Annotated in this window: 21 protein-coding genes and 1 tRNA gene; 18 read left to right on the top strand and 4 right to left on the bottom strand. The window is 53.6% G+C overall.

Features of this window, described 5'->3' with window-relative positions:
* Positions 1–90: 90 nt before the first annotated feature.
* The gene (locus FFA38_RS06945) at positions 91–582 is read left to right on the top strand and encodes a hypothetical protein (RefSeq protein WP_216641745.1); all 492 of its coding nucleotides are present in this window, start codon (positions 91–93) and stop codon (positions 580–582) included.
* Between the two features lie 60 nt (positions 583–642).
* On the opposite strand, the gene FFA38_RS04990 is transcribed toward FFA38_RS06945, so the two are convergent.
* A complete protein-coding gene (locus tag FFA38_RS04990; protein WP_253786133.1) occupies positions 643–1,572 on the bottom strand; it encodes a TIGR01777 family oxidoreductase in 930 nt (309 codons plus the stop codon).
* A gap of 61 nt (positions 1,573–1,633) precedes the next feature.
* Here FFA38_RS04990 and FFA38_RS04985 point away from each other — a divergent pair, with 61 nt between their 5' ends.
* Positions 1,634–2,620 carry a TerC/Alx family metal homeostasis membrane protein gene (locus FFA38_RS04985; protein ID WP_138315725.1) on the top strand — a complete coding sequence of 329 codons (987 nt, stop codon included), beginning with the start codon at positions 1,634–1,636 and terminating at the stop codon, positions 2,618–2,620.
* Here FFA38_RS04985 and FFA38_RS04980 read toward each other — a convergent pair.
* From FFA38_RS04980 to FFA38_RS04970, 3 genes are read right to left on the bottom strand one after another with little or no spacing between them, the layout of a single operon-like run.
* Positions 2,617–3,447, bottom strand: coding sequence for an aldo/keto reductase (locus FFA38_RS04980; RefSeq protein ID WP_138315724.1), 831 nt, complete (start codon positions 3,445–3,447; stop codon positions 2,617–2,619). The genes FFA38_RS04985 and FFA38_RS04980 overlap by 4 nt on opposite strands.
* Positions 3,447–3,728 (bottom strand): YciI family protein, encoded by a 282-nt coding sequence (locus FFA38_RS04975; RefSeq protein ID WP_138315723.1) that lies wholly within the window; start codon positions 3,726–3,728, stop codon positions 3,447–3,449. The genes FFA38_RS04980 and FFA38_RS04975 overlap by 1 nt, the downstream gene beginning before the upstream one ends.
* Before the next feature lie 9 nt (positions 3,729–3,737).
* Positions 3,738–5,183 (bottom strand): dolichyl-phosphate-mannose--protein mannosyltransferase, encoded by a 1,446-nt coding sequence (locus FFA38_RS04970; protein WP_138315722.1) that lies wholly within the window; start codon positions 5,181–5,183, stop codon positions 3,738–3,740.
* A gap of 24 nt (positions 5,184–5,207) precedes the next feature.
* Here FFA38_RS04970 and rsmI point away from each other — a divergent pair, with 24 nt between their 5' ends.
* The 16 genes from rsmI to FFA38_RS06940 all read left to right on the top strand — a co-directional run bounded on the left by rsmI (position 5,208) and on the right by FFA38_RS06940 (position 22,426).
* Positions 5,208–6,038 (top strand): 16S rRNA (cytidine(1402)-2'-O)-methyltransferase, encoded by an 831-nt coding sequence (rsmI, locus tag FFA38_RS04965; protein WP_138315721.1) that lies wholly within the window; start codon positions 5,208–5,210, stop codon positions 6,036–6,038.
* Between the two features lie 27 nt (positions 6,039–6,065).
* Entirely contained in the window at positions 6,066–7,679 is a 1,614-nt protein-coding gene (gene metG, locus FFA38_RS04960; protein ID WP_138275682.1) for a methionine--tRNA ligase, read from the top strand.
* A 2-nt stretch (positions 7,680–7,681) separates the two neighbouring features.
* Positions 7,682–8,605 carry a TatD family hydrolase gene (locus FFA38_RS04955; RefSeq protein WP_253786131.1) on the top strand — a complete coding sequence of 308 codons (924 nt, stop codon included), beginning with the start codon at positions 7,682–7,684 and terminating at the stop codon, positions 8,603–8,605.
* Complete coding sequence (gene rsmA / locus FFA38_RS04950; protein ID WP_138315719.1) at positions 8,605–9,441, top strand: 16S rRNA (adenine(1518)-N(6)/adenine(1519)-N(6))-dimethyltransferase RsmA; 837 nt, start codon at positions 8,605–8,607, stop codon at positions 9,439–9,441. The genes FFA38_RS04955 and rsmA overlap by 1 nt, the downstream gene beginning before the upstream one ends.
* A 26-nt stretch (positions 9,442–9,467) precedes the next feature.
* On the top strand, positions 9,468–9,746 hold the full coding sequence (locus FFA38_RS04945; RefSeq protein ID WP_138315718.1) for a hypothetical protein: 279 nt from the start codon (positions 9,468–9,470) through the stop codon (positions 9,744–9,746).
* Positions 9,743–10,675 (top strand): 4-(cytidine 5'-diphospho)-2-C-methyl-D-erythritol kinase, encoded by a 933-nt coding sequence (locus FFA38_RS04940; protein ID WP_253786129.1) that lies wholly within the window; start codon positions 9,743–9,745, stop codon positions 10,673–10,675. The genes FFA38_RS04945 and FFA38_RS04940 overlap by 4 nt, the downstream gene beginning before the upstream one ends.
* Positions 10,675–12,492 carry an ABC-F family ATP-binding cassette domain-containing protein gene (locus FFA38_RS04935; protein WP_138275677.1) on the top strand — a complete coding sequence of 606 codons (1,818 nt, stop codon included), beginning with the start codon at positions 10,675–10,677 and terminating at the stop codon, positions 12,490–12,492. Before FFA38_RS04940 ends, FFA38_RS04935 begins: the two co-directional genes overlap by 1 nt.
* Positions 12,493–12,552: 60 nt before the next feature.
* A tRNA-Gln gene (locus FFA38_RS04930) sits at positions 12,553–12,623 on the top strand.
* 26 nt (positions 12,624–12,649) lie between these two features.
* On the top strand, positions 12,650–14,074 hold the full coding sequence (gene glmU / locus FFA38_RS04925; protein ID WP_138315717.1) for a bifunctional UDP-N-acetylglucosamine diphosphorylase/glucosamine-1-phosphate N-acetyltransferase GlmU: 1,425 nt from the start codon (positions 12,650–12,652) through the stop codon (positions 14,072–14,074).
* Positions 14,075–14,096: 22 nt separating this feature from the next.
* Positions 14,097–15,074 carry a ribose-phosphate diphosphokinase gene (locus FFA38_RS04920; protein ID WP_138275675.1) on the top strand — a complete coding sequence of 326 codons (978 nt, stop codon included), beginning with the start codon at positions 14,097–14,099 and terminating at the stop codon, positions 15,072–15,074.
* A 6-nt stretch (positions 15,075–15,080) separates the two neighbouring features.
* The gene (locus FFA38_RS04915) at positions 15,081–16,253 is read left to right on the top strand and encodes an APC family permease (protein WP_138315716.1); all 1,173 of its coding nucleotides are present in this window, start codon (positions 15,081–15,083) and stop codon (positions 16,251–16,253) included.
* A gap of 140 nt (positions 16,254–16,393) precedes the next feature.
* Complete coding sequence (locus tag FFA38_RS04910) at positions 16,394–16,963, top strand: 50S ribosomal protein L25 (protein WP_138275673.1); 570 nt, start codon at positions 16,394–16,396, stop codon at positions 16,961–16,963.
* A 4-nt stretch (positions 16,964–16,967) separates the two neighbouring features.
* Positions 16,968–17,552: an aminoacyl-tRNA hydrolase gene (gene pth / locus FFA38_RS04905; RefSeq protein WP_138275672.1), complete on the top strand. Its 585-nt coding sequence runs from the start codon at positions 16,968–16,970 to the stop codon at positions 17,550–17,552.
* A 118-nt stretch (positions 17,553–17,670) separates the two neighbouring features.
* The gene (gene mfd, locus FFA38_RS04900; RefSeq protein WP_138316018.1) at positions 17,671–21,135 is read left to right on the top strand and encodes a transcription-repair coupling factor; all 3,465 of its coding nucleotides are present in this window, start codon (positions 17,671–17,673) and stop codon (positions 21,133–21,135) included.
* Positions 21,132–21,836 (top strand): nucleoside triphosphate pyrophosphohydrolase, encoded by a 705-nt coding sequence (locus tag FFA38_RS04895; protein WP_138315715.1) that lies wholly within the window; start codon positions 21,132–21,134, stop codon positions 21,834–21,836. The genes mfd and FFA38_RS04895 overlap by 4 nt, the downstream gene beginning before the upstream one ends.
* A gap of 86 nt (positions 21,837–21,922) precedes the next feature.
* Entirely contained in the window at positions 21,923–22,426 is a 504-nt protein-coding gene (locus FFA38_RS06940; protein ID WP_216641744.1) for a hypothetical protein, read from the top strand.
* Positions 22,427–22,454 lie beyond the last annotated feature (28 nt).

The raw sequence follows: 22,454 nt of genomic DNA, 5'->3' as shown, positions 1-22,454 counted from the left end.
TACCCAGATAGTTCACTCGAGCCTTGGCTATACAAAGCATTAGTCAAGTAAGGTTTTAGTGAATCCGAATTCTAATTTCAGGAGATTATCATGGGAATTTTTGAGACCGCTAAAAGACTTTTTAGCAAGAACGCAAAGAACATCGCAAAGGATGCAGGCAAGCTTGCCGCTGAGGTTGTCGACGAGGCTGCCAAGGTTGCAGCCGATGTAGAGAAGAAGGTTGACTCAACAGTTAAGACCGTTGAGAAGAAGGTTGCCGAAACCGCAAAGGTAGCTGAAAAGAAGACTACCGCCGCTGTTCGCACCGCTGGCAAGGCTGCTACCAAGGCCACCAAGACTGCTGGTACCGCGGTAAAGAAGGCTGCAGGAACCGCAGCAAAGACCACCGCTAAGGCGGCCGCGGCAAAGCCAGCTGCTAAGCCTGCTGCTAAGCCTGCTGCTAAGACTGCTGCTAAGCCAGCTGCAACCAAGGCTGCTGCTGCAAAGCCAGCCGCTAAGCCTGCAGCTAAGCCTGCAACAAAGACCGCTGCTGCTAAGCCAGCCGCTAAGCCTGCTGCAACCAAGGCCGCACCAAAGAAGTAAATCTAGACTCAAGCAAAAATGCCCGACCATACTGGTCGGGCATTTTTCGTATCGGTTTGGTTAGTCCTTTGAAACAACCCAGGCAGTTGCTGATTCTAAGTCTGGGTGGGCAAACTTGAAGCCGGTGCTCAACAGTCGTTGGGCCGACATGTTTTGGCTGCACAGTAGCAACTCGTCGGCTGCTTCACCCAAGATCAGACGAAGTGCGAATGCGGGTACCGGTAGCAGATTTGGGCGCTTGAGGTGACGGCCGAGTGAATCAATTATCTGCTTGCAGGTGGCCGGCTCAGGCGCTGTGAGATTGTAAGCGCCAGTTGCGGTCGAGGTTCGAATCAGGTGAAGTATGGCAGCGGCTTCATCTTGCACGGTTATCCAAGCCCACCATTGCTGACCGTTGCCAAGCGGTCCGCCCACGCCAAGTTTGATTAGTGGAAGTAGTCGGCCAAGTGCACCGAGGGCCCTGCTCATAACCATGGTGGTTCTGACCAAAACTACTCGAACGTTTGAAGGGGCCTTTAGGGCTTCCTGTTCCCAGGCGTAGGCAAGGTCGCTCAAGAAGCCTGTACCTTTACCGGCATCCTCGGTTAGGACTTCATCTTTGCGATCCCCGTAAATTCCAGATGCTGAACCGCTGATAAATACTGGCGGTGGATTCTTGCACTCAGCCATCGCATTCACCAGCGTCCTGGTTGAGTCGATTCGACTGGAGATAATCTCTTCTTTGTATTTTGAAGTCCAAGGTAACTTACCGGTTGTTGCTCCGGCTAGGTTCACAACAGCATCGATACCCTCAAGGGCAGCAGAGTCCAGAACACCAGCTTTGGGATTCCATTCAATTTCTTCAGAATTTCTGGCCTTGCGTCGAACTAGTCGAAGCGGAGTATCGCCAGATGCTTTCAGCTGGCGCACGAGTTCGGTGCCGATTAGGCCTGACGCACCGGATATTAAGACTTTCACTGCATCTCCCTTGACTTGTTCTAACAGTCTCATACCTTTTGCACATCTTTTTATTCCGAACCTGGGCCCGTCTGGGGGTTCTTAGAATAGATGCATGCATATTGAAACTTGGGTCTGGGTAGTAACCGTTCTGTCATTGGTTGGTCTTATCGCTTTCGACTTGATTTACCAGTCGCGCCACCCTCACGAGCCAAGCTTCAAAGAGTCTGCCCTCCAGAGCATGCTGTTTATCGGTTTGGCGGTAGTCTTCGGTTGGTTTGTGGCCCAGGTTTGGGGAGGGCAGTACGGTAACGAGTTCATCGCCGGTTTTATTACCGAGAAGAGCCTGTCGGTCGACAACCTGTTTGTATTTTTGATCATCTTCAGTCAGTTCAAGGTACCGCGCCGCCTGCAGAGTGAGGCTCTGCTTGCCGGTATCGCGATTGCTCTTGTGCTTCGTGGCCTGTTCATTGCCCTCGGTGCCGCGGCTATCGACGCCTTCAGCTGGGTCTTCTACCTATTCGGTTTCTTCTTGGTTTACACAGCGTTCATGCTGGTTTGGGACACCTTCCACGAGGCCAAAGAAGACAAGGTACCTGGCGGATTAGTCATGAAATGGGTTCGCAAGAACTTTGCAACCGTTGAGGAGTTTCACGGCTCGAAACTGGTTATCAAGCAGGACGGCAAGCGCTTCCTAACTCCTTTGCTCCTGGTCATGATCACCATCGGCACCACCGATGTGCTTTTCGCTCTTGATTCAATTCCGGCGGTCTACGGTCTAACCGATGAGGCCTACATTGTTTTCACTGCAAACGCGTTTGCTCTGCTCGGTCTTCGCCAGCTCTACTTCTTGTTGAGCGGCTTGATGGAGCGCCTAAAGTACCTAGGTCTAGGCCTCTCGATCATCCTTGCTTGGATTGGTGTCAAGTTGGTGCTGCACGCAATGCACGAGAACGAGCTTGCGTTCATTAATGGTGGCGAGCCAATCAAGTGGGCTCCAGAAATTAGCACTGAACTCTCACTGAGCGTAATTCTGGTGACCCTGGTGGTAACGACCGCGCTGAGCCTCTTCGTTACCCGTAAGAAGAAAGCTTCTATCTAGCCAAATTCGTTTGGATTCAGGCCGGTTCGCGCGCCAGCGTCGATGCTCGCGATGGCCTGCATCTCAGGCTCGGACAGTTCAAAATCGAAAACCGAGATGTTCTCAACCAGGCGGTCGTAATTGCCGGTTTTAGGAATGACCAGGTTACCTATTTGGATGTGCCAGCGCAGAATCACCTGTGCTACCGAGCGTTCGTGAGTTCTGGCAATTGCCGTAAGTGCTGAGTCATCTTCGTAGCGACCGCGGCCAAGCGGAGACCAAGCTTCAGTTGCGATGCCGTGCTCACGGTTGTAGTGGCGCGCCTCTGGTTGCTGAAAAGCTGGGTGCAGTTCTACCTGGTTGAGAGCTGGAACCGTCGACCCTGATTCAAGCAAAGCGTCAAGGTGATGTGGTTCGAAGTTTGAAACGCCGATGCCGCGGATTTTGCCAGAGCCAAGGGCGTCTTCAAAAACCTTCCAGGTTTCTACAAACAGATTTTGGGTTGGGCAAGGCCAGTGAATTAGCAGCATGTCGATGTGTCCGATGTCAAGCCGCTTGAGGCTCTCTTCAATTGCCTCGGGCGCATGCGATCGGCCCTGACGGTCATTCCAAATTTTTGTAGTTACAAAAATCTCTTCTCTCGAAACGCCGCTGGTGCGAATCGCTTGGCCAACTTCAGCCTCGTTGCCATAAAGCGCGGCGGTATCGATTCGCCGATAGCCAACCTTGATTGCCTCGTGGACCAATTCGACGGCGGCATTCTGGCTGACCTTGTATACGCCAAGACCTAGCTGTGGAATGCTCTGACCATTATTGAGCGTGATTTGGGGCACTGCGTTTGGTGTCATTAACTGCTCCAAGGTCCAAAGATAGGGTTCCACTCTTCGATAACCCGCTCACCAATGAAACCGGCAATGTCAAACGGGTCATTGTCGAGAACTGTGGCAAGCTCCTCGACAGATTCGGCTGACCAGATAAGCAGGGCCCCCGGGGTGTCAACTTTTGGCCCACTAGCCAGTAGCGAACCGGTTGAAAAATGACCGCTCAGCCATTCCCGGTGAAGTGGGCGCACCTCTGCTAGTTGCGCAGGGTCGGCTGAATAAAAGTAGGTGACTGCAAATGTAGACATGGCTTAACACTAAATCCAGCTTGGCAGCCACATGTGACCGCGCCAGAAATTGTATGGAATCAGTGTTCCGTTCCAAATCGGCAAGAAGTAAATCGTTGCTGCAAAAACTACCACCAGGTATGCGACCACCCAAAAACGGATCTTGTCGCCAGCTACAGGCCCGGCATCTCTTAGGTAAATCTGAATGACATAAACCAGGGCCAAAATCATCCACGGTAGAAATACGATCGCATAAAACTGAAAAGTTGTACGCTGCATGAAAAATAGCCATGGGACGTAACCGGCAAGAATGCCCAGAAGAATCAGCCCTGCTGTACGGTCGCGCATTTTTATGAACCAGACCAACACAAAGAACAAGGCCAGTGCCGCTGGCCACCAGATAAATGGATTGCCTAGGGCTGTAATCGCAGACGAGCAGTTCTCAGCTGCGGTGCAACCGCCGACGCCATTATTGACCCCCTCGTAAAAGAAGCTCGTTGGCCTCAGACCAAAAAGCCAGGTGAGCGGATTTGAGGCATAGGAGTGAGGCGTTACTAAACCAACATGGAAGCCATAGGCGTTCTCATGGTAGGCAATCAGTGATTCAAACCAGGTTGGTGCATACTGGCGCTGGTAGCCATCCGTGCCCAAAATCCAGCCAGTCCAACTGACTAGGTAAACCAGTGCTGCCCCGGGGGCCATCAGTGTGAATGTTCTTAGCGCCTGCTTTGCACTGGCAGAACCCCAACCGACGGGTTGATTCTTTCTACGCTCAAGTGCCTCGCTGACAACGATGTACAGGCCGAATGCAACTGCAAAATAGAGCCCAGACCATTTGACTGCCATTGCGGCGCCAAGAATTAGCCCTGCACCGATTAACCACGGTCGTCTCCAGCCGATTGAATTAGTTGCCCGAGACTGTTGATCTCGAAGCACGGCATAAAAAGCCAGAAGCACAAAAAATGCCAGGATGTTGTCGAGCAGGGCTGTGCGCGACAACACGATCGCGTGACCATCAATGGCAAGTAAAAAGGCGCTGGCAATAGCCCAAAACTTGGATCTAAACAGGATGCGGGCAACCAGGTAAATCAGGTAAACCATCGCGATACCGATAATTGCGACCGATGCCCTCCAAGATGCAGGGTTTTCTGGGCCGAATAGCCACATGCCAAATCCGATAATCCACTTGCCCAGGGGTGGGTGAACTACAAAACTTGGCTCAGTCAAATAGGTGTCTACTTGCCCAGCTTCGAAAGCTGGATTTGCGTTTTCTGGCCAGCTTCGCTCGGCACCGGTATTCCAAAGCGACCAGGCGTCCTTGACGTAGTAGGTCTCGTCGAAAACAAGTTTGGCTGGGTAGCCCAGGTTCCATAATCTAAGCACCGCCGCTAGCCCCATGATGGCAAGCATCGCCCAGCGCTCGAACGCGGACACAATCCGAGTGTTGTGGCGCATCCGGTTTAGTAAAGCAATCACCTGCCCAATGCTAGACAATAGAGCGTGCTCATTCTTGCTGCGACTCCCATTGGTAACCTGTCCGATGCTTCTCCGCGTCTGGTGGAACACCTTCGCGAATCGCGTTTTATCGCCGCTGAAGACACCCGCAGCTTACTCAAGCTCGCAAACTCGTTGGGCATCAAACTAAACGCCAGACTTTTCAGCCTTCACGAACACAACGAAGGCGATCGGATTGAATCGATACTTGAGATTGCCGCGGAAGAATCGGTTTTGGTGGTTAGCGACGCGGGAATGCCCACGGTTAGTGATCCGGGATTCCTGCTGGTACGCGCAGCTGTTGCCGCTGGAATCGAAGTAACGGTTATCCCTGGACCTTCAGCTGTGCTGAGTGCGCTCGCCGTATCTGGTTTGCCAACTGACCGATTCAGTTTTGAAGGGTTTTTGCCAAGAAAGAGCGGCGACCGCCGTAAGACATTTGCGTCTTTGGCACGTGAATCCCGAACCATGGTTTTCTTTGAATCACCTCACCGCATCCTTGAATCGCTTCAGGATGCAGCCGCAGAGCTTGGAGTTGATCGCAGAGCCTCTGTGTCGCGTGAACTTACAAAAAAGTTCGAACATACTGAGCGAGGCACACTTGCCGAACTAGCTACTTGGGCCAGCTCCGAACCTCGAGGTGAAATGGTTTTGGTAATCGCCGGGGCAGAAGTTATCGAAGCTAAGCCAGATGACCTGATTCAGCAGGTGCTTGCGCTTATCGAAGACGGAGCGAGGCTCAAGGAGGCCGTTGCCGAGATTGCTTCAGCTGCAGGCGCCAGCAAGAGCGAGCTCTACCAGTTGGTGCTTGAGCAACGTCAAGCATCGAAAAACTGATGCCACACCTCGGTTAAGATGGAAACCATGCCAAATATCAACGGAAAGTCGTTCTACGTCACGACTCCGATCTTCTATGTCAACGATGCTCCCCACATCGGTCACGCCTACACCGAGGTTGCATCGGACGTTTTGGCACGCTGGCACCGTCAGCGCGGCGAGAATTCATTCTTGCTGACCGGAACCGACGAGCACGGCGAGAAGATTTTGCGCACTGCTGCGGCTAACAAGACCACTCCGCAGGACTGGGCTGACAAACTGGTCGCCGAGGCATGGTTGCCGTTGCTTGAAACCATCGATATTCGCAACCAGGATTTCATTCGCACAACTGAACCGCGTCACGAAAAGGCTGTCCAGAAGTTCTTGCAGCACCTTTACGACACCGGATTCATTTATCGGGGTTCTTACGAAGGTAACTACTGTGTTGGTTGCGAAGAGTACAAAACCGAGGCTGACCTGCTTGAGGGCGAGGGTGCCTTTGCTGGGCAAGCTGTCTGCGCTATTCACTCAAAGCCAGTAGAAAAACTTCAAGAAACCAACTACTTCTTCAAGCTGAGCGAATTCGAAGACCGTCTATTGGCTCACTTCGAAGCCAACCCGAAATTCATTCAGCCGGATTCAGCTCGAAACGAAGTTATCTCGTTTGTGCGCCGAGGACTCGAAGACCTGTCAATCTCTCGTTCAAAGGAAAAGTTTGACTGGGGAATTGACATTCCTTGGGACGACAGTCACATCACCTACGTTTGGTTCGATGCGCTCCTCAACTACATCACCGCCATTGGTTATGGAGATGACTCCGCAGAGGCCAAGGCTAAATTCGAATCACTTTGGCCAGCCTCGGTCCAGGTCGTTGGTAAAGACATTCTGCGATTCCACGCTGTGATTTGGCCGGCCATGCTCATGGCAGCAGGGCTAGAGCCTTCGCAGCAGATTTTTGGTCACGGATGGCTACTTGTTGGTGGCGAGAAGATGTCCAAATCCAAACTCACCGGAATTGCACCGAGCCAGATTACCGAGACCTTCGGATCTGACGCATTCCGTTACTACTTCATGAAGGCAATCGCCTTTGGCCAGGATGGCTCCTTCTCTTGGGAAGACCTATCAGCCCGCTACCAAGCCGAATTGGCTAATGGGTTCGGTAACCTGGCCTCTCGCGCAATCGCCATGATTCACAAATACTTTGATGGTGTCTTGCCAGCCGCTGGTGCATTCTCTGATGCCGACCTTGCCGTTCAAAAAGTGGCCGCCGATGCGGTTCTTGCGGCTGACAAAGCAATTGACGAAGTTGCTATCCAGGATGCAATTGCAGCAATTTGGACGCTGGTTGATGAGCTAAACAACTACATCACTGTTCAAGAGCCTTGGGTTTTGGCCAAAGATGAGGCCAACCGCGAGCGTTTGGGTACTGTGCTGAACACCACCGCTGAGGGTCTTCGCGTGCTTGCTGTTCTATTGAACCCAATCACACCAAAGGCAACCGCCAAATTGTGGTCTGCGCTGGGTGGCGGTTTGGGCGACCTGGACAGCCAAATCTTGACTGATGCTGCCACTTGGTCTCAGTTGCCAAGCGGAACTGCGCTTACCGCACTTGAACCGCTATTCCCGCGTATTGAGTCAGACCCGACCGCAGAATCGAAGTAGCCGTGGCCGAAGAGCAATTTGTTCGGAGCTCTAAAGCTGGAAAACCTGAGGCAGCCGGTTCAAGTAGCAAGGCTAAGGTAAAGGCTTTTCCTTCGAATCCAGAGCCATTGCCGCTTCCGGTTTACGACAATCACTGCCACCTCGAGTTTGAATTTGATGACGACCTAGGTGTTATGCCCTGGCGTGAAAACCTCGACCGCGCTGTTTCGGTTGGCGTGCGCGGAATCGTTCAAGTCGGTGTCACCCTAGAGAGTTCAAAATGGTGTGCTCAGGTTGCCACCGAGGACCCTAGAATTTTGGCTGCCGTAGCCCTTCATCCAAACGAGGCTCCGCTTTATAAAACCAAGCCAGCGCTTGACCAGGCAATTGCAGAAATTGCGGCACTGGCCACCCAGCCGCGGGTGCGTGCCATTGGCGAGACCGGATTGGATTTTTTTAGGACTGAAGGCCAGGAAGAAATTCTCCTGCAGCGTCACAGTTTTGAAGGGCACATTCGGATTGCCAAAGAAAACAATCTTGCCCTCATGATTCATGACCGTGACGCGCACGAAGATGTCGTCGAGACGCTGAAGCGGGTGGGTGCTCCGGACAAAGTGGTTTTCCACTGCTATTCCGGTGATACCGACCTGGCTGAAATTTGTATTCAGAACGGCTGGTACATGTCGTTTGCCGGCAACATCACGATCAAGCGCAACCAGCACCTGCGTGATTCTCTCGCAATGGCACCCGCCGAACTAATCCTGGTCGAAACAGATGCTCCCTTCCTGGCGCCAGAGCCATATCGTGGCCGTCCAAACACGCCTTATCTTGTTCCAATCACGGTTCGAAAGATGGCCGAGGTTCGAGACGCAGACCTAGAAGCGCTGTGCGCTCAGTTAGCCTTGAACACTGAAGCCGTTTACGGTTCTTGGTCGGAGGGTTTCTAATGGTTGAACTTTTGGGTGCTGTCGACATCCGTGCTCTAGCGAGCAAACTTGACGTCACGCCGACTAAAAAATTGGGCCAAAACTTCGTGACCGACCCAAACACCATTCGCCGAATTGTGACCGCAGCAAAGCTCAGGGGCCAAGAGGTGGTAGTTGAAATTGGACCGGGCCTTGGCTCGCTAACTCTTGGTCTCCTAGAGGTTGCTCAGAAGGTAATTGCCGTTGAAATTGATCCAAAGATGGCTGCCGAACTTGAGACGACGATTTCTAATCGAGCTCCGGGGACTGACTTCACCCTGGTTCGAAACGATGCGCTAAAAGTTACCGAACTCCCAGCCTCGCCGGACGCATTGGTGGCGAACCTGCCCTACAACATCTCGGTGCCCGTTCTCCTGCACTTCTTAGAGCAATTTCCGACCATCCAAAAGGGTCTGGTTTTGGTCCAGGCTGAAGTTGCGCACCGATTGGCAGCAACGCCCGGATCAAAAATTTACGGAGTCCCTAGCGTCAAATTGGCTTGGTATGCAGACTCGTATCTGGCCGGGAACGTTGGCCGCAACATCTTCTGGCCAGTGCCAAATGTTGACTCGGCACTTGTCTTTTTTGCCAAACGTGCTGTTGCTCTAGGTTCTGAAGAGCTGCGCCTGGCAACCTTTGAAGTTGCCGATGCAGCTTTTGGCCAGAGGCGCAAAACCCTTCGTCAGGCACTTGCTGTTTGGGCTGGGTCAGCGGCCGAGGCCGAGAGAATTTTGATCGAGGCTGGGGTTAGCCCTCAGGCTCGAGGTGAAGAACTTGATGTACACCAATTCTTGGCAATTGCGAAAGCGAGGCAGTGATGGCTTTATCTTTCAAAGTCGAAGAAATGTTCAATGTCGAACTTCAGCGACTGTTCACCGTTTTGAATGACGTATCTTCGTGGGTCGTTTTTGATCGCCCAAGAGTTCTGGGTACTAAAAATGGGCAAATTACCCTGGCCTTCGATGACCGGACCAGGGCGATTATTAGTTTTGAGTTGATTGACGGATCAGTAAATGTTCGCGTTGTTCACGAGCTTGTGCCCGACCTGGATGGCATCAAACCACGCGAGCTTTACTGGCGTGAAGTTTTTGCCGGTGTTCACGGTCGACTGGAAATCGCTTGAATCACAGCGTGACGGCCGATGCGCCGGGGAAAATAAATCTCTACTTTGAAGTCGGTTCGCTTCAGCCCGATGGCTATCACGACGTTGCCAGCGTTTACCTAGCACTTGGGCTTCGCGAGCGGGTTACCCTTAGTCCGGCCGTTGCCTGGTCAGTGGCGGTTGAAGGTTCGCTTTCGTCAAGCCAGTTGGCCGGTGTCCCGACCGGAGAAGACAACTTGGTGGTCCGCGCAGCAAAACTTGTTTCTGCGCTAGCAGAAACCCAGCCGGCACATCCGGTTCATTTTCAAATCGATAAATCGGTGCCGGTCGCTGGCGGCATGGGTGGCGGTTCTGCCGATGCGGCTGCAGCCTTGTTGGCCGCAAATGACCTCTACTGTTCCGGAATCATGACATCAGCGCTAATGAAACAGGCTGGCGAACTCGGCGCAGATGTGCCTTTTGCTCTGATGGGTGGAGTGGCTGTCGGAACCGGTCGAGGCGATTCACTCGAGGCGATTGAAGGGGTCAAAACCACTCATTGGGTTTTGGTTCCTCACGATGGCGGGCTTAGTACTCCGAGTGTTTATCAGAAGCTCGACGCACTTAGAGTGTCACGCGGGTTGGACCCAGCCGCTCTGCCGGCTCCTAGCATTCCTGCTGGCCTAATCGAGGCGCTGCAGTCCGGCGATGCCCATGAATTGGCCAAACACATCCGCAACGATTTGGAAGAGTGTTCCATCCAGGCCATTCCCGAGCTTGCCAAAACAATAAGCGACGGCGTGGCCGCGGGGGCATTGGCCGGAATGGTTTCAGGCTCTGGCCCGACGGTTGCATTCTTGGTCGAAAGCGCAGACATGGCTGAGGTAATTGCCAACAATCTATCTGTGCTTGGATACGAAGCGCTAGTGACCTATGGTCCATCTGAAGGCGCGAAATTGGAGAAAAACTAATGGCCCATCTGCTCGGCGCAGAGGCGTTGTCATTGGAGTTTCCTACCAAGAAGGTTTTCGACGAGATCACCATCGGTGTTAATGAAGGCGACCGGATTGGAATTGTCGGTAGAAACGGCGATGGAAAATCAACGCTGCTTAAACTTTTGGCAAAGCGGATACAGCCGGATGGTGGGCGCGTAACCCACAGAAATGGCATGACCTACGGTCTCTTGGATCAAGCTGACGTCATCGACCCCGGGCAAACCATCGGGCAGGCTGTGGTCGGTGACATGCCGGAACACGAATGGGCTGGCGATGCCAAAATCCGCGATGTCATTTCGGGGCTTCTAAACGACTTGGATTGGGAAAAGCAGGTCGGCGAACTTTCCGGTGGTCAACGACGTCGAGTCGCGTTGGCGAAATTGCTGGTTCAGGATCTAGACATTGTGATGCTGGACGAGCCAACCAACCACCTGGACATCGAGGGTGTTGCTTGGCTAGCCAGTCACCTAAAGACACGATGGGCGAATAACGGTGGCGGTCTGCTCGTGGTAACTCACGACCGATGGTTTCTTGATGAGGTGTGCAACCTAACGTGGGAGGTCCACGACGGTGTGATTGAGCCGTTTGAGGGCGGTTATGCCGCGTACATCCTGCAGCGCAATGAACGCGATAGAAGTGCCGCAGCCTCTGAATCACGCCGTCAGAATCTGATGCGTAAAGAGCTGGCCTGGTTGCGCCGCGGTGCGCCAGCCAGAACATCCAAGCCAAAATTCCGCATGGATGCAGCGGCAGAACTTATTGCCAACGAGCCAGAGCCGCGGGACCGCGTTGCCCTCTCTAAATTGGCCACGGCTCGTTTGGGTAAAGACGTACTGGACGTAGAAAACCTCACCTACGAGATCGATGGTCGAGAGTTGCTACATGACGTCACCTGGAGGCTAGGTCCGGGGGATCGAGTTGGGCTTGTGGGAGTCAATGGCGCCGGCAAGACAACCCTGTTGAAGTTAGTTCAGGGACTGCTTGAACCAACATCTGGCCGCATCAAACGCGGTAAAACTGTAAAAATCGCGACCCTTAGCCAGGATGTAAAAGAGCTAGATGAATTTCACGGTGAGCGCATTTTCAGCCTCATCGCCAGAGAAAAGTCCTTCTTCGTGGTCGACAAAAAAGAGGTTGGCATCGGCCAGCTGGTCGAGCAACTTGGCTTTACACAGGCGCAATTGCAGACACCGATTGAAGATTTGTCTGGCGGGCAGCGACGCCGGCTTCAATTTTTGAGATTGCTTTTTGGTGAACCTAACGTCCTGATTCTCGATGAACCAACCAACGACCTCGACACCGACATCCTTGCTGCGATGGAAGACCTGCTTGACGGTTGGCCGGGCACGCTCATTGTGGTTAGTCACGACCGATACCTGCTCGAGCGAGTAACAGACCATCAATATGCTCTGCTCGGCGACGGAAACCTTCGACACCTAACCGGTGGCGTCGACCAATACCTCGAACTTCGCCGCCACTCTCTCGGCAACTCTCGCGGAGGATCAGCTGCGAACGGACGCGCAGATTCAACATCTGGGTCAGTTGCCGACGCAAAATCCGCGCCGGTTCTTTCGGGTGCTCAAGTTCGTGAGGCTGAGAAGAATTTGGCGCGCATTGAGCGTGCTCTGGAAAAGATTGCTAGTGACGAGACCAGGCTCCACGGCGAGATGGCTCAGCATGATCAGAGTGACTATGCCGGTTTGGCTAAATTCGTGAGCAAGCAAACCGAATTAAATGCCAAGCGTGAAGAATTAGAACTCGAATGGCTAGAAACTTCCGAGTTACTTCAATAGAAATCGCACCAGCGGGCCTGCTTATCTGGCAGACTTAAGGGGCAGTCGAAATACTGCGGATCCCCCATGGTGTAATGGCAACACTCCGCCCTTTGGAGGCGGCTTTCTAGGTTCGAGTCCTGGTGGGGGAGCGCATCAGCATTTGAACAGGAGCAAAATGAGCGAACAGCGCCTAGCAGTCATCGTTTTGGCTGCCGGTTCTGGAACTCGTATGCGTTCGGCAAAACCGAAAGTTATGCATGAGCTTGCCGGACTTCCGCTCCTTGGCCACGTTTTGGCCACTGCCACCTCTCTCGGTGCCGCGCACGTGGTGCCCGTTGTTCGCCACCAAAAAGATTTAATCTCTGAGTACATCAGCGCTTACTTTCCGACTGCGGTAATTGCCGAACAAGATGATGTGCCAGGTACTGGGCGCGCGGTCGAATGTGGCCTTGAGGCGCTGCCAGCCGATTTCGATGGTGCGGTAATCGTAACCAGCGGCGATGTCCCGCTGCTAGACGTGACAACGCTTGAATCACTTCTTGGCGAGCACCTCGCAGGTGGTTACGCAGCGTCTATCCTTACGGCTGTTGTTGATGACCCAACCGGCTACGGTCGAATTATCCGCAGCAATGACGGTAAGTTCATCCAAATTGTTGAACACCGCGATGCTGATGCCGACCAGTTGGAGATTGCAGAAGTAAACGCGGGTGTTTACGTCTTTGATGCCGCCAACCTGCGCTCTGCTTTGGCAAAAGTTGGCTCGCACAACGCTCAGGGAGAAAAGTACCTGACCGATGCAGCAGCCGAGTTGTTGCACCAAGGAAAACGAGTCCAGGCATTGGCTGTTGCTGATAACTGGTTGGTGGCCGGAATCAACGATCGAGTTCAGCTTTCCGAAGTGGCGGCCGAATTGAACTACAGAATTTGCGAAGCCTGGCAACGAGCTGGCGTGACCATTCAGGACTCAGGTTCGACTTGGATTGACGTGACCGTGCAACTGGGCGAGGACGTCACCCTGTTGGCTGGTACCCAGCTCAAGGGGCTGACCCAGATTTCTGCCGGAGCCACGGTTGGTCCAGAGGTATACATGGTTGACACCCAGGTTGCCGAGGGCGCAACTGTTGTTAAGTCGCACGTAACCGGCTCGATCATCGGCGCAGGCGCATCGGTTGGTCCGTTCTCGTTCTTGCGAGCCGGAACCGAACTCGGTGCCGATGGCAAAATCGGCACCTTTGTCGAAACCAAGAATGCCAAAATCGGTGCCGGATCAAAGGTTCCGCACCTGAGCTACGTGGGTGACGCGACCATCGGCGAGCTATCGAACATCGGTGCAGGCACAATTTTTGCCAACTACGATGGCGTAGCCAAGCACTCGAGCACAGTTGGTTCGCATGTTCGAACCGGCTCGCACAATGTTTTTGTTGCACCAATTACCATTGGTGATGGGGCTTACACCGCTGCAGGAACTGTAGTTCGCCGCAGTGTAGAGGCTGGCGATTTGGCTATGAACGTTGCACCGCAGCGTAATCTGGCCGACTGGGTAATCTCTAAGCGCCCTGGCACTAAAGCAGCAGAAGCCGCCCACAAGGCAAAAAACTAAATTACTCAGAAAGCGGGAGCCCATCTTGGAAATCACAGCCAGCAATTCAAAACGACTAGTCATCGTTAGCGGGCGCGCACACCAAGCTCTTGCTGAAGAGGTTGCCACCCTGCTGAACACCTCACTGGTCCCGACCACGGCATACGACTTTGCCAACGGTGAAACCTTCGTTCGCTATGAAGAATCTGTTCGCGGTGTCGACGCATTCGTCATTCAGTCACACTCATCCGGCATCAACAACTGGATCATGGAGCAGTTGCTCATGGTTGACGCTATGAAGCGTTCATCGGCAAAGCGAATCACAGTTGTCGCCCCATTCTTTCCTTACGCTCGCCAGGACAAAAAGCACAAAGGACGCGAGCCAATCTCTGCCCGTCTAATGACTGATTTGTTCAAGGCGGCCGGTGCCAACCGAATTATGTCAGTTGACCTTCACACTCCTCAGATCCAGGGTTTCTTCGACGGTCCGGTTGATCACCTTTGGGCGCTTCCGATGCTGGCAGACCACGTTGCTGAGCGCTTCGGCAACGAGAACCTCACTGTGGTTTCTCCGGACTCAGGCCGCGTGCGCGTGGCGGACATCTGGGCCGAGCGCCTTGGTGCACCGCTGGCCATCATCCACAAGCGTCGCGACCCGGACCGCCCAAACCAGGTAGAGGCCCACGAGCTTGTTGGTGACGTAAAGGGCCGTACCTGTTTGCTGGTTGACGACATGATTGACACCGCGGGCACGATTGTCGCGGCTGCCAAGGCTTTGAAGGACAACGGGGCAGCACGAGTAATTGTTGCTGCAACCCACGCGGTTTTCTCAAAACCAGCTGTTGAGCGTCTTTCAAGCGGTGTGGTCGACGAGGTAATTGTTACCAACACCTTGCCAATCACGCCTGACAAGCAGTTCGACAACCTGACTGTGCTCTCGATTGCTCCGCTAATCGCTGCGGCAATCAGTGCAGTCTTCGGTGACGAGTCGGTCAACAAGCTATTCCCCGGGCACGCGTAAACCCAATTGTCCAATCTGCCTAGGCAGCAACTCTCACTAATCGGTGCGGTTGCCATCGGGGTAGCTTCGATGCTTGGTGCGGGAGTCTTCATAGTCTTCCGCGAAGCATTTGCCCTTGCGGGTGAATGGCTTTGGCTTTCCTTGCTCTTGGCCGGCCTTGTGGCAGCGCTAAATTCGGCTTCGATTCTTCAGCTTGCTCGTCAGGTGGATAGGCCCGGCGGAGTTTACGCCTATGCGAGCGTCTATCTCAACGACAAAGTTGCCAAAACCGCCGGGTTCGCATTTGTGATTGGAAAAATCGCATCGATTGCGGCTATCGGTTTAGTTTTTGGGGCTTATGTTTTGCCCGGATACCAGCAGGCAATAGCTATCACCCTGATTGCAGTATTGGCACTAATTAACATTCTTGGTATTCAACGCACGGCCACCGTAGCGATGATTTTGGCCAGCATCACCGTTCTGTTTCTCGCGCTCACCATTGCCACAGGTTTGATCCACGGTCAAGAATTACCGCCGGCCACGGTTTCTGCAGGTAAAGATTTTGAACCGCAAATTGTCACTGCCGCAGCAATCTTCTTTTTTGCCTTCGCCGGTTATGCGCGAGTGGCAACCTTGGGGAACGAGGTGCGTAACGCACGCGTAAACATTCCACTCGCAATCGCAATTAGCCTGCTTTTGGTGTTGGCGCTTTACGGGGGCCTTGCCGTCGTGCTTAGCCCGGTGCTTGCCTCATCAGTAGCTTCTAACCAATTGCCATTTCTAGTTTTCTTCTCTGAGATTGGTTTGACATTCGAGGGGGTCACCGTCGTGGTGGCTGCGATAGCCTCAGCCGGATCAATGCTGGCTCTCTTGGCAGGGGTTTCTCGAACCGCTGCCGAGATGGGTGCAGATGAAGCGTTGCCTCCGTCGCTCGCAAACCGGAACAAGTTCGGCTCACCATGGGTTGCCGAGCTTGCGGTTGCCGGCCTCGCCGCCCTGTTGGTCCTGGCCGGTCCAATTAGCTGGGTTATCTCGCTGTCATCGCTGGGAGTTTTGTTTTACTACGCGATCGGTCACCTGAGCGCCTTGGCACAACCAGTAACTGAGCGCATGTTCCCGCGGTTAGTTTCTTGGTTCGGTCTGCTAATGTCCTTGATTCTGGCGTCGTCAGCCGGCGTGATGTTTGCTGCCGGGCTCTAAAACAAAGTAGACTTTTAGAAGACAACGGCGAGGGCTCCATTCGGAGCCGTTATCGACGGGGCATTTAGCCGGTTTCCACGGCAGGTATCCTCGCGTTCCACGCTTGAGTTGATGAATTACAAACCAGATTGGAAACCATTATGAACACAGCAGCAAAGCTAGTCGGCGAAGTCCGCGAATCTTTCGGTAAGGGTGCAGCACGCAAGTTCCGTGCGGCAGGCAAGACTCCAGCAGTTATCTACGGTCACGGCACCGAAGCTCGCCACATCGTTGTTCCTGCGCACGAGGTTGCACTTATCCTGCGTCACAAGAACGCAGTTATCGACCTAACCATCAACGGCGTCGAAGAGTCAGTTCTTGTTAAGAGCGCCTCAAAGGACCCAGTAACTCAGATCATCGAGCACATTGACCTAGTGACCCTAGTCAAGGGTGAGCGCGTTCACGTTGAGGTTCCAGTGCACATCGTTGGCGAGTCACTTTCAGGTACCGTTATCGACCTAGAGCACAAGACCGTGAAGCTAGAAGTTGCAGCAACCAGCATCCCTGACTTTGTTGAGGTTGTCTTCAACAAGGAGGGCGCAGGCTTCCACGTTCTAGCCAAGGACGTCAAGGTTCCTGCAGGCGCAAAGCTTGAGCTTGCTGATGACGAGCTAGTTGCCTCAGTTGTGGCAACCGCAGCTGGTCACGCAGCAGAACTAGCAGCAGAGTAATCAACTGAATAATTCGGCTTACTTAGTAGTCGGGCTCGGTAACCCCGGGCCCGACTATTCTGCTAACCGGCACAATGTTGGTCAAATGGTGCTCTCGGTTTTGGCCGATCGACTAGGGGCAAACTTCAAGAGCCACAAATCGCACGCGGCCGTTGCTGAGGCAAGGCTGGGAGCAGGTGGGGCCAAATTGATACTGGCCAAGCCGGGCTCATACATGAATACCAGTGGCGGACCGGTCTCTGCCCTGATGAAGTTTTACGACATTCCACTTTCCAACCTGATCGTTCTGCACGATGAGTTGGACATCCCAGCAGAGACCATTCGCCTAAAGCAGGGTGGTGGGCATGGCGGTCACAACGGGCTTCGCGACATCATCGCAGCTTGCGGTTCTAATGATTTTGCTCGTGTGAGAGTTGGCATCGGCAGACCGCCGGGCCGCATGGATACCGCCGATTTTGTTCTCAAGGATTTTGGCTCGGCTGAGCGTAAAAACCTGCCAGTCACCCTCGAGATTGCTGCTGATGCTGTTGAGGCAATCGTTCGTGACGGAATCACGACGGCACAGCAAAAATTTCACTCACCGGAATAGCAATTCCTCGGAATACTCAGCGGTCCGGTCAACTTAGACTTACCTTGTGAGTACGCAAAATCTCAAGGCCCTTTCGCGCCTTGGCGCACTCGTTTCAGAGGGATACCCCTTCGCCTCACTGCAGGCAAAAATCAAAAATTCACGCGTAGATCTGATCGCTCCGCAGGGCGCTCATCCGGTTATTTTGGATGTCATCTCAAAGTTCAGGGCAGATGCCAAACTGTCGAGAACCCAACTTGTTGTGGTTGCCACTGGACGCGAGGGTGAAGACGTGGCAGCCGCTCTGCGTGACCTAGATCCGACCGCAGAGATTCTCGAGTTTCCTTCGTGGGAGACCCTGCCTCATGAGCGCCTGAGCCCGAGTCCCGAAACCGTCGGTCGAAGACTCCAGGTTTTGCACCGTTTGAATGAGCTAAAGGCTGAGGCTCCAGATCACGAGGTCTACGTGATTGCGTCAGTCCGTGCGGTTTTGCAGCCGGTGGTCTCTGGCTTGGCTGCTCATCCGCCACTAACTCTTGAGCTTGGCAAAGAGTATCCGCTCTTCGAATTGCCACTGAAGTTAGTCGAAATCGCGTACCACCGAGTCGACATGGTTACCAGACGCGGTGAGTTTGCGGTACGCGGTGGAATTCTAGATATCTTCCCGACTACGGCTGAGCATGCGATGCGTCTTGAATTTTTCGGCGATGAGCTCGAGGAGATTCGTCAGTTCTCGGTGGCGGACCAGCGATCAATCGAAGGCAAAGTCGAGTCCCTTCAGGTCTACCCAGCGCGAGAAATTATCATCACGCCGAATGTTGCAAGTCGCGCACGTGAGATGCTGCACGAGTTTCCAAACATCTCTTCGATGTTGGCAAAGCTCTCCGAGGGTATCCCCGTGGACGGCATGGAATCGCTCGCGCCGGTCCTTGTCGATCGAATGGTTCCACTCAGCGATTACCTTCCTAGTGACACCCTCGTGACCCTGTTGTCGCCCGAGAAGTCGGCTGCGCGTGCCGCAAGTTTGGTCGAGACCAACGAAGAGTTTTTACATGCCGCCTGGGATGCGGCAACCGAGGGCGCTAACGCACCAATCGACCTCAGTGCGGGTGGGTTTGTTGAACTATCGCAGTTCAAAGATGCTTTGGATGGACGCCCGATGTTCACGGTGTCTCAATTTGGTGCAGATGACGAAACTCTGGTGAATTTGGGGCTGTTTGAGGTGCCGAATTTCAAGGGGCTCGAAACTACCTCAATCGAATGGTTGGAAGACCAGGCCAAGGCCGGCAATCACGTGGTTTTGGTTGCTGAGGGGCACGGAACCGTAGAGCGCCTACAAGAGCAAATGGTGGCTGCCAAAATTACCGCGGATGTGGTTCAGGCGAGTTTGCGCAAAGGCTTCACGGCTCCTGAATCCAAGTTGATTGTGATTACCGAAGCTGAGTTCTATGGCAAGAGCTCGGTTTACGTCAGCCCAACTGTTCGCAAGCTGGCGACCAAGCGCGGCCAGGCAGTCGACCCACTCACTCTCAAAGCCGGGGACTACGTCGTTCACGAGACCCACGGCATCGGCCGATTTGTTGAACTTGTTCAGCGCGCCAGTGGCGTTGGAAAAATGCAATCCCAGCGCGAATACCTTCTGATCGAATACGCGCCATCGAAGCGCGGGTATCCGGGCGACACCCTGTTTGTGCCGACCGATCAACTGGACCTTTTGACCAGGTATGTCGGCGGCGAAGCCCCGGTTCTCTCCAAAATGGGCGGAACTGACTGGGCTCGAGTTAAGGGCAACGCCCGCAAGGCTATTCGCAAGATTGCGATTGACCTGGTCAAGCTCTATTCCGCGCGAATGAAGTCAAAGGGGCATGCTTTTGGCCCAGATACCCCTTGGCAACATGAACTCGAAGAAGCGTTTGCCTTCGTTGAGACTCCAGATCAATTGACCACCATCGATGAGGTCAAGCGCGATATGGAGCGCGAGGTTCCGATGGACCGCCTGTTGGCCGGCGATGTTGGCTACGGCAAAACTGAAGTCGCGGTCCGTGCAGCGTTCAAGGCCATTCAGGATGGCAAGCAGGTTGCCATGTTGGTCCCGACCACCCTCTTGGTCCGTCAGCACACCGATACATTCGAGTCGCGCTTTGCAGGTTTCCCTGTCAACGTCCGTTCGCTATCTCGATTCCAAACGGCCAAAGAAGTAAAAGAGACAATCGCTGGGCTTGCCGACGGTTCCGTCGACATGGTGATTGGAACCCATCGACTCTTGAGCGAAAGCGTCAAGTTCCGCCAGCTTGGTTTGATCATCATCGATGAGGAACAGCGCTTTGGTGTTGAGCACAAGGAAAAGCTTAAGGAAATGAAAACCAACGTCGACATCCTGTCAATGTCGGCAACCCCGATTCCTCGTACCTTGGAAATGGCGATTACCGGTATTCGAGAAATGTCAACGTTGGCGACGCCACCCGAAGAACGTCACCCGATTTTGACCTACATCGGTGGTTACTCTGAAAAGCAAGTTGCAGCGGCAATTAGGCGTGAACTGATCCGTGAAGGTCAGGTGTTCTTCGTGCACAACCGGGTCAGCACTATTGAGGCAGTTGCCAACCAACTCGCCGAGTTGGTGCCCGAGGCGAGAATTGCCGTTGCTCACGGCCAGATGACTGAGACCGCACTTGAGCAGGTGGTGGTTGATTTCTGGGAGCGCAAGTTTGACGTTTTGGTGTCGACCACGATTATCGAAACCGGCATCGATATTCCGAATGCCAACACTCTGATAGTTGACCGAGCAGAGAACTTTGGATTGAGTCAGCTGCACCAAATTCGAGGTCGAGTTGGTCGAAGTAGAGAACGAGCCTATGCGTACTTCTTCTATTCGCCAGATAAGCCGCTTAGCGAAACAGCGCACGACCGATTGGCAACAATCGCACTGAATAATGAACTTGGTGGCGGAATGCAGATTGCTATGAAGGACCTTGAAATTAGAGGAGCGGGAAACCTACTCGGCGGTGAGCAGTCCGGCCACATCGCAGGCGTGGGATTTGACCTTTACCTGCGAATGATCGGGGAGGCCGTTGCCGATTTCAAGGGTGAGAAGACCGAATCTCCAGCCGAGCTTAAGCTCGAACTGCCGGTCGATGCCCACATTCCAAACACCTATGTAGACAGCGAGCGTTTGCGCTTAGAGGCCTATCACAAGCTATCCGCTGCCAGTGGGGAGAAAGGCTCTCGAAAGCAGCTTGACGCTATTTTGGCTGAACTTGAGGACCGCTACGGCAAGGCGCCGGATTCAGTCAAGAACCTGATTGAGGTTACTGAGCTTCGCCAGCAGGCCAACCGATTGGGGCTCAAAGACCTAAATGTTCTCGGCCTTCAGGTAAAAGTTCAGCCGGTGGTTATCGATGAAGCTCAGCAGGTGGCCCTAACCCACTTGTTCCCTGGAATTAAATATCTCCAATCGGCCCAGACCCTGATGGTTCCGGCGCCAAGAGACGCTAACTTTGAACCATTGCGAGACCAAGCCATCATCGACTGGGTGTGGGCTTTCTTGGCAAGAGTGTTTCCGCCAAAACCAGATTCTGAATCTGATCCTCAGAAAGCCAAATGATGACCAAACTTAATGATTTGATTGCCGTTGCTAATAAGCTGCGTGCCCCGGGTGGTTGCCCTTGGGATGCCGAGCAGGACCACAACTCGCTGACTAAGTACTTGCTTGAAGAGGCTTACGAGCTGATCGATGCCATCGAGTCGGGAAAACGTGAGGACATTCTCGAAGAGCTTGGAGATGTGCTGTACCAGGTGGTCTTCCACAGTGATCTCGCAGCATCCGGCAGCCTCGGCGAGCCCTTCGACATCCAGGATGTCGCCGAACTTTCGGCGCAAAAAATGATTGGGCGCCACCCTCACGTATTTGGCTCAGCAGAAGAACTTGAAAAGTACGCCGCGAAGACCGGCGATGATGTGATGCTGAACTGGGATGCTCACAAGCAGCGTGAAAAGCCAGAACGTTCATCGGTTCTAGACGGGATCCCTCAGGCGCTGCCAGCATTGGCTTTGGCCGACAAGGTTATTGGCAAGGCCGAAAAAATTGGATTGCTTGATGCTGATGCGCCGGGACCGTTTTCGGTCACCAGCGAGGCTGAATTGGGCGCCATCCTGTTGGCCATCGTTTCGTCTGGCAAGTCCGCCGGGTTTGACTCTGAGCGTGCCCTTCGCGGTGCGGTGCGAGAACTTCAGGTCGAGATCCGTGAGGTTGAACTGGCCGATGCCAACGATGCCGGCGTAATTGGTTTGCCAGCCGAACTCTAGGCGGTTTCAAAGGCGGCTCACAGGTTTTGCTCAGCCTTGGGTGGTTTGCTCGAAGTAGAAGTTCCAAGCTACTCACGGAGGAAGAAATGCAAAATCAAGATGGTCTTCAAGACTCAGATTCCCCATACGAGTACGAAAAAGTTGAACCGACCGAGAAGCGCAAGTCGTTTGTGTCGGGTGCTGCCGTTTCAGCAGGTGCAGCGTTCGCCTTGTTCATGATGGCTCCGGCCTTTGCTGGGGACGGAGTTCTTCCAATCACCGAGCAAAATTCGCTAAACCAAAGCTCGCCGGCGACTTCGACTGATACTTCAGGTTCAGCTGTTGACGCAGGGGCAACCGGGTCGGCAGCTCAGACTCTTGAGATTGGCCTAAATTCCTTCGAAGCTTCTTCGACTGCCACGGCTGCCGCTGTTTCGAGCGCGGTTGAGCTAATTGATCCACTTGCAGTTGACTTTGGTAACACCTCGAGCGCTACGCCTTCGGCGGGAGCCTACGGTGATGATGACGACGATGATGACGATTACGAAGATTCGGACGACGACGAAGACGACGAAGACGAGGCCGATGATGACGATGAGGATGACGACTAGTACCTGTCGTTGAAGTCATAGCCGTTTA

Source organism: Rhodoluna limnophila (genome assembly GCF_005845365.1).
Lineage (GTDB): Bacteria > Actinomycetota > Actinomycetes > Actinomycetales > Microbacteriaceae > Rhodoluna > Rhodoluna limnophila.
Note: the sequence above shows the minus strand (reverse complement) of the source record. Positions and strands in the feature narration are given on the sequence as shown.

Excerpts from the sequence above, each read along its gene's own strand:
- FFA38_RS04990 (WP_253786133.1), bottom strand. The coding sequence starts at position 1,572 with ATGAGACTGTTAGAACAAGTCAAGGGAGATGCAGTGAAAGTCTTAATA.
- FFA38_RS06945 (WP_216641745.1), top strand. The coding sequence starts at position 91 with ATGGGAATTTTTGAGACCGCTAAAAGACTTTTTAGCAAGAACGCAAAG.
- glmU (WP_138315717.1), top strand. The coding sequence starts at position 12,650 with ATGAGCGAACAGCGCCTAGCAGTCATCGTTTTGGCTGCCGGTTCTGGA.
- FFA38_RS04895 (WP_138315715.1), top strand. The coding sequence starts at position 21,132 with ATGATGACCAAACTTAATGATTTGATTGCCGTTGCTAATAAGCTGCGT.
- FFA38_RS04945 (WP_138315718.1), top strand. The coding sequence starts at position 9,468 with ATGTTCAATGTCGAACTTCAGCGACTGTTCACCGTTTTGAATGACGTA.
- FFA38_RS04975 (WP_138315723.1), bottom strand. The coding sequence starts at position 3,728 with ATGTCTACATTTGCAGTCACCTACTTTTATTCAGCCGACCCTGCGCAA.
- FFA38_RS06940 (WP_216641744.1), top strand. The coding sequence starts at position 21,923 with ATGCAAAATCAAGATGGTCTTCAAGACTCAGATTCCCCATACGAGTAC.
- FFA38_RS04910 (WP_138275673.1), top strand. The coding sequence starts at position 16,394 with ATGAACACAGCAGCAAAGCTAGTCGGCGAAGTCCGCGAATCTTTCGGT.
- FFA38_RS04935 (WP_138275677.1), top strand. The coding sequence starts at position 10,675 with ATGGCCCATCTGCTCGGCGCAGAGGCGTTGTCATTGGAGTTTCCTACC.
- metG (WP_138275682.1), top strand. The coding sequence starts at position 6,066 with ATGCCAAATATCAACGGAAAGTCGTTCTACGTCACGACTCCGATCTTC.
- FFA38_RS04980 (WP_138315724.1), bottom strand. The coding sequence starts at position 3,447 with ATGACACCAAACGCAGTGCCCCAAATCACGCTCAATAATGGTCAGAGC.
- rsmA (WP_138315719.1), top strand. The coding sequence starts at position 8,605 with ATGGTTGAACTTTTGGGTGCTGTCGACATCCGTGCTCTAGCGAGCAAA.
- FFA38_RS04985 (WP_138315725.1), top strand. The coding sequence starts at position 1,634 with ATGCATATTGAAACTTGGGTCTGGGTAGTAACCGTTCTGTCATTGGTT.